The following is a 7,684-nucleotide window of genomic DNA, read 5'->3' on the forward strand; positions in this document are numbered from 1 at the left end:
TGTTAACTGGAACGAATATCGGTCTATAGTTCCTCCAACTGAAGGAGCGGGCCAGTTCCTGTGTCATGTCCGTAGGCAGAGTCCATTCCGTAGCGGGGGATGGGATTTGCGTTTGTCCATCGCTCGTTGTTAACAGCGTGGAGTAGATCGGGGTAGTACAGCGGATACCATGGGATATCTTCAGCAATGATTTCTTGAGCTTCGTAGAGATGTTCTTGCCGGGTTTCGTCATCAACGGCTCGACGCTGTGCCTGCATTGCGTCGATGAAGTCGTCGTTTTGGTACTTCGAGTAATTTTGAACACCTTCATCTTCGAAAGAAGGTGCCAAGAACGGGTCTGGATCGAACCAGAGCCGCCAATTTGAGATCGTGATCTCGTAGTCGTGTTCAACCTGTACCCGGTCGGTGTACGTTCCCGGTTCGACGTTATCGACCGTGATGTCGATCCCTATCTCGCCCAGTTGTGTCTGTATCACGTCCGCTAGTCGGGGCCACACGTCGACGTTCGAGATAGTCAAATCGTACGACATCTCTTCGCCGTCGGGCGTGACACGCGTGTCCCCCTGTAATTCATACCCATTCTCGTCGAGGATGGCTTCCGCTTCTCCCGGGTCGTAATCGTATGTCGGCACGTCTGGGTTGTGGAAGTATTCTAACCCACTCGTAAGGATACTTGACGCCTGGGTTGCGTATCCTGCCATCACGAGGTCGATCAGTTGCTGGCGATCGATTGCCGTTGCGATCGCTCGTCTAACAGCGAGATCGTCGAATGGCTCTCGTTCCGTTTGGAACGAAAGGTAATGGATAAATGTCGATCCGGCCTCGATCAGGTCTAGATTCTCACTCTCATCGATTTGGTCCACCTGAGAACCAGCATCGATACGAGTCATATCGATGTCTCCCTGCTGGAGAGAAAGCATTTGAGTGTCTGTCTCTCCGATAATTTCGACGATCACTTCGTCATAGGCCGGACTGTCTCCCCAGTAGTCTTCGTTCACGGAGTACTGAAGGAACTGACTCTCCTCGCGATTTTCTAACTGGAACGGGCCACTCCCAATAGGGTTATCGAGATTGTTGGTGTCCGCTGGTTCGTCGATATCTTCCCAGATGTGTTTCGGTGCAATGAGGCCCAAGTCTGCGAGTGCGAGAGGTAACGCAGAGAACGGTCCCTGAAGCGGTGTAACGAGTGTATGCTCCTCGACAGTGTAGTCTTCAGGGTCGCCAAGAACATCTGAGAGGAATCCAAGATACGGCCAAGTGTATTCGCGAATGAGCTTGAAGGTGTACGCTACGTCCTCAGCCGTCAGTGGTTCACCATCATGCCACGTAACGTCATCACGTAGATTCCAGGTATATTCGGTTGCATCTTCATTAACCTCCCAGTCAGCGAGGTGCGGGATTGCCTGTGCCTGATCATTCACGCTCACAAGCGGCTCGTATATCATCCGGACTGTGTCGAAGTCCGCAATGTTTAGCCAGCCGAGCGGGTGTACGTTATTGATTCCACTGGACCAAGCGATGCGGAACGCGTCGCCTTCTGTTTCTGGAGTCTCTGGAGTTTCTCCATCATCAGTAGCCTCTCCGTCGCCGGTGTCTCCATTCCCGCTGTCCATACAGCCAGCCATGGCCGTCGCTAGCAACGACCCGGCGCCAGCTTGTACGAACTTTCGCCTGTCAAGTTTAGGCATGCCATTCGGTTGAGACCATCCATTCATATAACTACCGGGAAGTACCAGATATACTATATTTTCTATGGAAATTTGTGATTACAGAATATGTGTGTATATAGGGCGTTAGACCACGGATATGAAACTATCATACGTTGTATGAAAGTCGGATACCTTCATAATCATAATTATTCATACTATTAATACTATTCATCTAGTAGATTCATACGTACTGGTTCTATACAGATTACGTTTAGATATACTGCTATGTTGAACAGTTTGTAATATGGGTACTGAAACAGATAGGTGGAAAAAGAAACGCTCCGATCTGATTCAAACAGGCTCAATCGGTGGTTGACCCTCACAGCGTACCGACCCGCTTGTCGATCCACGGAAGCACGGTCTCCTCGATAATACGCGTGAGATTCGTCGCGTAGCTCCGGTCGACAGCGGCGGCCGTGCCGGCGTCCAGTGATCCCGGGCGTTGTGCGGCTGATCGTGTCGATCCCATCGACATCGTCGTCGTTCGCCTGACCGAGATTCGAGATACGAGACGTGAAAGTCACCGTTCGTGTACGCGCGGAGTTCGATCGAAGCGTCGTCGACGTGACTCGGGTAGTACTCGGCGTCGAGCGTCACGACGAGACGTTCCAATTTGTTCGCGGGAAACAGCGACGTACGGCGTATTTCGGGTCGACGATCGAACACCCGGCCGAGATAACGGAGCGTCTCCTCGTCGACGGAACGCGACGGATCGGAACCGGTCACGCCGCATTCTCCTCGACGGACGAGTCGGCGTCGCGATCCCGCCGCACGGCCTCCAGTCGCTCGATCCGCTCTCTGACCGTGTGCCACTCGCTCAACTCGATCCAGACCTCCTCGATGTCGTCGTAATCGGCGTGATCGAAGGCGTCCACCGCCGTCGGCGACTCCGCGTCAAACCGCTCTCGAAACGTCGCCTCGCGTGCGGTGAGCTCGGCGAGGCGATCCCGCAGTGCGTCTTGTGACTGCTTCTCGAGGCGGTTTCGGCGTCGCCACTCGAAGTACGACTCGTTCCGGGCGTACGTGAGCGGGGACTCGGAGACGGCTTCGACGACGCCGATGTCGGCGAGCCGCTTGAGATGTCGCCGAGCTGTATCCGGCGCACACGAGGCGCGCTCTGCGACGTCCGACACGCCAGCGGGGTCGTATAGTTGGCAGGCGATTCGATACACCCGTTCGTCGGCGGGCTCGGACTCGAGATCCGCTTTGAACCCCTCGGCGAGGTCGAACTCCGGGGGTGGACGTTCCGAGGGCATACCCGTTGGTTGGAACTTTAGCTAAATAAATCTACACTCCACGATTTATTTGGTTTCACAAAATTTCATCCAGTGCGCGTGTCGTCGCACGCGACGATGGAGCAAGACACCGGTGCGGAAGCGAAGCGATCCTTTCGATATGCGCGTTCTCGTCACCGGTGGAACCGGATTCATCGGCGGCCATCTCCCGCCGGTGTTCCGTCGTGACGGTCGTCCACCCAGCGGCCCCTTGTTTCAATGAGAGAGCACTCCCGACAGACGGTACACTCAGTCGAACCCTGTGTTTCAAGTCGTTGCTTGGCCATTCTCTGGTATGGGAATCGTTCGAGATCGCGACCACAGCGATGGTGCGCCAACCATCGAAGGGACGGGGATCCGCGTCAAAGATGTCGCGTCGGCATACGAACATAGTGGGTACAGTCCCGACGAGATTACGCAACTGTATCCCGATCTCAGCCTCAGCGACGTCCATCGCGCACTCGCGTACTACTATGACCACATCGACGATTTCCGATCCTCTTCGTCTGAGCCCGCCTCCGCATGACGCGGCCCCTGTACTGTGACGAGAGTATATGGATTCCTGTTGCCGACGGACTGCGTCGGCGCGGGTGGACCGTTCACACTGCCAGAGACGAAGGCACGCTCGGAGATCCCGACGACGAACAGTTGCGGTACGCGGTCGAAAACGACTGGATTCTGTTGACCTTCGATGACGATTTCCTCTCGCTCGTCGAAAGCGATGGGATCCCACATGGGGGATTAATATACGTTCGACAGTCCGGACGGCAGATCGGTGACGTCGTAAAGATCGTCGACGAACACCTCCAACATCGCGTGGAAGACGATCGCTCGATTCAGTATCTTTGACTCAAGAGAGATCGACCAGAGACGTGGTCGACATCGCAACTCGTCCGGCAACGGATCAGGAAACCTTTGAGTGAGCGAGCGGACCGCCCGGTATGCACGTGCTCGTGACGGGGGGGGCCGGCTTCATCGGCGGCCACCTCGCGGAGGCGTTCCTCGAGGACGGCCACGACGTGACCGTCCTCGACAACTTCGAACCGTTCTACGCGGAGGGGATCAAGCGACACACCCTCGAGGTTCATCGCGAAGTGGCCGCCGACGGAGACGTCGAGTACCGGTTCGTCGAGGGCGACGTCCGCGACCCGGAGACGGTCCGGGAGGTCGTCGACGACGCGGACGTGGTAGTTCACCAGGCCGCGCAGGCGGGCGTGCGCGAGAGCGTGGACAACCCGCAGCGGGTGACCGACATCAACGTCGACGGGACGGTGAACCTGCTTGAGGCGTCGAAAGAGACGGACGTGGACAGGGTGATCCTCGCGAGTTCCTCGTCAGTGTACGGCAAGCCGCGGTCGCTTCCCTACGAGGAGGACCATCCGACCGAGCCGGTGAGCCCCTACGGCGTGACGAAGGTGACGCAGGAGCACATGGCGCGGGTGTACACCGAGCTTCACGGACTGCCGACGGTCTGTCTGCGCTACTTCACGGTGTACGGTCCGCGGATGCGCCCGAACATGGCGATCTCGAACTTCGTGTCGCGGTGTCTTAATGAGGAACCGCCCGTGATCTACGGCGACGGCGAGCAGACGCGGGACTTCACGTACGTGGACGACGTGGTGGACGCGAACCGGACGTTGTTGACGGACGATTCGGTCGACGGCGAGGTGTTGAACATCGGGAGTTCCGACAACATCTCGATCCAGGAGCTGGCCGAGGTCGTTCGGGACCAGCTCGCGCCGGAACTGGAGATCGAGTACGAGTCGGCCCGGGAGGCGGACGCCGAGCACACGCACGCGTCCGTTGAGAAGGCGAACGAGACGATCGGCTACGAGCCCTCACGGACGATCACGGAGGGCGTTGGCGAGTTCATCGAGTGGTATGAGGCGAATCGGGAGTGGTACGAACCGCTCGTCAGGTCGTCGTAAGAGCCGGGGCACGTGGGTAGGACGGTCTTGGACATCATTGAGCTGACCGTAGGACATTGAGTGAAGACAGAATTCCCTTCTCCGAGATCGACGGATACGTGCCCGAACGAGGTTACTAAGTAGCACGGCGTCGAAACAGTAGGTATGAGCAGTATCGACCTCCCGCCGGACGTGCTGGATGCGATCGCGGCACCGCCGGAGGATCGCGAGCCCATCGTCCGGCAGGAGCTCGCGGTGTCGCTGTACCGGGAGGGATATCTGTCGTTCGGGAAGGCACGAGAATTGGCCGGGCTCTCGAAGGCGAAATTCCATCAGCTACTCGGCGAGCGTGAGGTAGAGCGACACTACACGGAGGCGGACCTCGCACTCGACGTCGAGTACGCGCGTGAATGACGGTCGTCTCGAACACGTCGCCGATCTTGAATCTCGCACTGATCGAACGGCTTCACCTCGTGGAAGCCCAATTCGGTGAGGTGGTCGTTCCGACGGCGGTCTGGAACGAACTCACCGCTGGGTTCGATGGCCGTGACCGCATCGAAGCGTTTCGCGACCGGGGCGGGATGCGGGTCGTTTCTTCGGAACCGACCGACCTCCGAACCGAGTTCGAGCGAGAACTCGATCGCGGAGAGGCGGCGGCCATCGCGTACGCCGTCGATATCGACGCGGACCGAGTGCTCATCGACGAGCGCGAAGGTCGTGCGACGGCCACGCGTCACGACGTCCCGGTGACCGGCGTCGTTGGGATCCTCCTCCATGCGTCCGCCCGGAAGGAGATCGATCTCGAAACGGAACTCGATGCGCTCCGTACGGCAGGATTTTGGATCTCGGACGCGCTGTACGAACGCGCCCTCGAAATGGACGGAAGTGAGACGACCGAGTGAGCGCTCACGGCGACGAGTGGCTGTGCGTTGAGAGCCTTACTCTCCGTGAACCACATGACGTGGGTGTACACGGAGCTTCACAAGCTGTCGACCTCCGTGCTGCGGTCCTTCACGGTGTACCGGCCGCGGATGCGCCCGAACGTGGCGATCTCGAATTTCGTGTCGCGGTGTCCTCGTGAGCGGCGCGAACGAGGGCTCGGAAGCGCACGCGCTTCCGGTGTCTGAACGGGGAGCCGCCCGTGATCTACGGCGACGGCGAGCAGACGCGGGACTTCACGTACGTGGACGACGTGGTGGACGCGAACCGGACGCTGTTGACGGACGATTCTGTCGACGGCGAGGTGTTGAACATCGGGAGTTCCGACAACATCTCCATTCAGGAGCTGGCCGAGGTCGTTCGGGACCAGCTCGCGCCCGAGCTGGAGATCGAGTACGAGTCGGCTCGAGAGGCCGACGCCGAGCATACGCACGCGTCCGTTGAAAAGGCGGAGGAGTTGATCGGGTACGAGCCATCACGGACGATCACGGAGGGCGTCGGCGAGTTCATCGAGTGGTATCGTGAGAATCGGGCGTGGTACGAGCCGTCACGTAACCGTGGTAAACGACGTATCCTCGCCGTCGAATGCTTCAAGTGCTCGCTTGCTCCCATCGTGAACCCACCGCTCTCTCGTCCCTTCGGGCGCGTACTCAGACATTTCCCGAACGTGGCGCTTGAGTTCGTGGTAACAGACGTTAGTCGTCGTCAGTTGTAGATTCTCCGTAATTCGAGACCAGAGACCCGTGTTCGCTACAGCGATCAGCATTATCGAGGTGGAGCCTCCGGCCTCAAGGAGCGAACGGAGTGAGCGAGTAGGTCGGAGAGGAAACCGACATGGTGCGTCACAACTGGCATACTGAAACCGCCTGACTCCCAAATATTTAAGAAGCGTTAGAGACACATCTGAAATATAGAGGTCCGACGTACCGCTCCTGTCAAACTCGTCGTTCCCGACAGTCGACGCGGCGACCTCCACGAATCCGCCCGGCAGTTTCTTTACTGCGCCAATCATGCCGCTGAGTTCTGTTGGTCCGACCACTCCTACAACGAGTGTGTCACGGCTAACACAACCGTACGGGACGCGCTCTACGACGAACTCCGTGAGGAAACTGACCTCACCGCAAACCTCGTTCAGGAAGCCATCCGACGCGGCGTTGAAGCCGTCAAAGGATGTGTCGAACGGTGGAAGAACGGTAAGCGAGTGAGTCAACCGGAGTTCACGTCGTGGAGCATGCTCTACGACAAGCGGAGCGCGACGTTCTACCGGAACAAAGTCTCGCTCTCGACTGTCAACGGGCGTGTTGAGTGTGAGTTTGAACTTCCCTCGGATAGCCCCACGCCGTACGAACGGTACGTGTTGTCCGAAGAGTTCGAGTTCCGAGCGAGCACGCTTCAGTACGACACAGTGGACGACGAGTTCTACTTCCATATCACCACCCGGAAGTACGACTCTGAAGGAGACGGCGAGCCGTCTGAGGTTTCGGCAGATACCGAGCACCAAACAGTCCTCGGTATCGACCTCGGCGTCAATAGTCTCGCCGTCGCCTCCACCGGGCGCTTCTGGCAGGGAGACGACTACGACCACTGGTCCCGCGAGTTCGAGAAGCGACGGGGCGCGATGCAACAGCGCGGCACGCAAGCCGCGCACAACGCCTTGCTTCGCCTCGGTAAGCGAGAGGAAGCATGGCGGAAACAGTACATTCACATCGTCGCTAACGAGATCGTTACGGAGGCCGTCGAACACGATTGTGATGTGATCTGCTCTATTGAAAATGGAAGACAGCGGCGGGATCCTTCCGTAACGGTTTGAGGAAATGAGGTCGAGAAGGCGATTATGGGCGTCGCGCTACTCAAC

At 58.1% G+C, this 7,684-nt stretch carries 8 protein-coding genes and 2 pseudogenes; 7 read left to right on the forward strand and 3 right to left on the reverse strand.

The window, feature by feature from the left end; genetic code table 11:
* Positions 1 to 23: 23 nt before the first annotated feature.
* From EAO78_RS16790 to EAO78_RS16800, 3 genes are all read right to left on the reverse strand, one after another.
* The gene (locus EAO78_RS16790) at positions 24 to 1,688 is read right to left on the reverse strand and encodes an ABC transporter substrate-binding protein (RefSeq protein WP_162498095.1); all 1,665 of its coding nucleotides are present in this window, start codon (positions 1,686 to 1,688) and stop codon (positions 24 to 26) included.
* A 340-nt stretch (positions 1,689 to 2,028) separates the two neighbouring features.
* Positions 2,029 to 2,178, reverse strand: coding sequence for a hypothetical protein (locus tag EAO78_RS18550; RefSeq protein ID WP_238987747.1), 150 nt, complete (start codon positions 2,176 to 2,178; stop codon positions 2,029 to 2,031).
* A gap of 253 nt (positions 2,179 to 2,431) precedes the next feature.
* The gene (locus EAO78_RS16800) at positions 2,432 to 2,965 is read right to left on the reverse strand and encodes a DUF7342 family protein (RefSeq protein WP_122106929.1); all 534 of its coding nucleotides are present in this window, start codon (positions 2,963 to 2,965) and stop codon (positions 2,432 to 2,434) included.
* A gap of 313 nt (positions 2,966 to 3,278) precedes the next feature.
* Here EAO78_RS16800 and EAO78_RS16805 point away from each other — a divergent pair, with 313 nt between their 5' ends.
* From EAO78_RS16805 to EAO78_RS16835, 7 genes and pseudogenes are all read left to right on the forward strand, one after another.
* Positions 3,279 to 3,509 (forward strand): DUF433 domain-containing protein, encoded by a 231-nt coding sequence (locus tag EAO78_RS16805; protein ID WP_122106930.1) that lies wholly within the window; start codon positions 3,279 to 3,281, stop codon positions 3,507 to 3,509.
* Positions 3,506 to 3,832 carry a DUF5615 family PIN-like protein gene (locus tag EAO78_RS16810; RefSeq protein WP_122106931.1) on the forward strand — a complete coding sequence of 109 codons (327 nt, stop codon included), beginning with the start codon at positions 3,506 to 3,508 and terminating at the stop codon, positions 3,830 to 3,832. Before EAO78_RS16805 ends, EAO78_RS16810 begins: the two co-directional genes overlap by 4 nt.
* 92 nt (positions 3,833 to 3,924) lie before the next feature.
* The gene (locus tag EAO78_RS16815; RefSeq protein ID WP_122106932.1) at positions 3,925 to 4,911 is read left to right on the forward strand and encodes an SDR family NAD(P)-dependent oxidoreductase; all 987 of its coding nucleotides are present in this window, start codon (positions 3,925 to 3,927) and stop codon (positions 4,909 to 4,911) included.
* A gap of 144 nt (positions 4,912 to 5,055) precedes the next feature.
* Positions 5,056 to 5,304 (forward strand): UPF0175 family protein, encoded by a 249-nt coding sequence (locus EAO78_RS16820; protein WP_122106933.1) that lies wholly within the window; start codon positions 5,056 to 5,058, stop codon positions 5,302 to 5,304.
* Complete coding sequence (locus EAO78_RS16825; RefSeq protein WP_122106934.1) at positions 5,301 to 5,792, forward strand: PIN domain-containing protein; 492 nt, start codon at positions 5,301 to 5,303, stop codon at positions 5,790 to 5,792. Before EAO78_RS16820 ends, EAO78_RS16825 begins: the two co-directional genes overlap by 4 nt.
* Positions 5,793 to 5,831: 39 nt before the next feature.
* Positions 5,832 to 6,376, forward strand: a pseudogene (locus EAO78_RS16830) (GDP-mannose 4,6-dehydratase); the annotation flags it as partial.
* 363 nt (positions 6,377 to 6,739) lie between these two features.
* Positions 6,740 to 7,588 (forward strand): annotated as a pseudogene (locus tag EAO78_RS16835) (RNA-guided endonuclease InsQ/TnpB family protein); the annotation flags it as partial.
* Positions 7,589 to 7,684: the final 96 nt, after the last annotated feature.

This window comes from Halobellus captivus, assembly GCF_003697845.1.
Taxonomy (GTDB): Archaea; Halobacteriota; Halobacteria; order Halobacteriales; family Haloferacaceae; genus Halorubrum; species Halorubrum glutamatedens.

Excerpts from the sequence above, each read along its gene's own strand:
- EAO78_RS16790 (WP_162498095.1), bottom strand. The coding sequence starts at position 1,688 with ATGCCTAAACTTGACAGGCGAAAGTTCGTACAAGCTGGCGCCGGGTCG.
- EAO78_RS18550 (WP_238987747.1), bottom strand. The coding sequence starts at position 2,178 with ATGGGATCGACACGATCAGCCGCACAACGCCCGGGATCACTGGACGCC.
- EAO78_RS16800 (WP_122106929.1), bottom strand. The coding sequence starts at position 2,965 with ATGCCCTCGGAACGTCCACCCCCGGAGTTCGACCTCGCCGAGGGGTTC.
- EAO78_RS16805 (WP_122106930.1), top strand. The coding sequence starts at position 3,279 with ATGGGAATCGTTCGAGATCGCGACCACAGCGATGGTGCGCCAACCATC.
- EAO78_RS16810 (WP_122106931.1), top strand. The coding sequence starts at position 3,506 with ATGACGCGGCCCCTGTACTGTGACGAGAGTATATGGATTCCTGTTGCC.
- EAO78_RS16815 (WP_122106932.1), top strand. The coding sequence starts at position 3,925 with ATGCACGTGCTCGTGACGGGGGGGGCCGGCTTCATCGGCGGCCACCTC.
- EAO78_RS16820 (WP_122106933.1), top strand. The coding sequence starts at position 5,056 with ATGAGCAGTATCGACCTCCCGCCGGACGTGCTGGATGCGATCGCGGCA.
- EAO78_RS16825 (WP_122106934.1), top strand. The coding sequence starts at position 5,301 with ATGACGGTCGTCTCGAACACGTCGCCGATCTTGAATCTCGCACTGATC.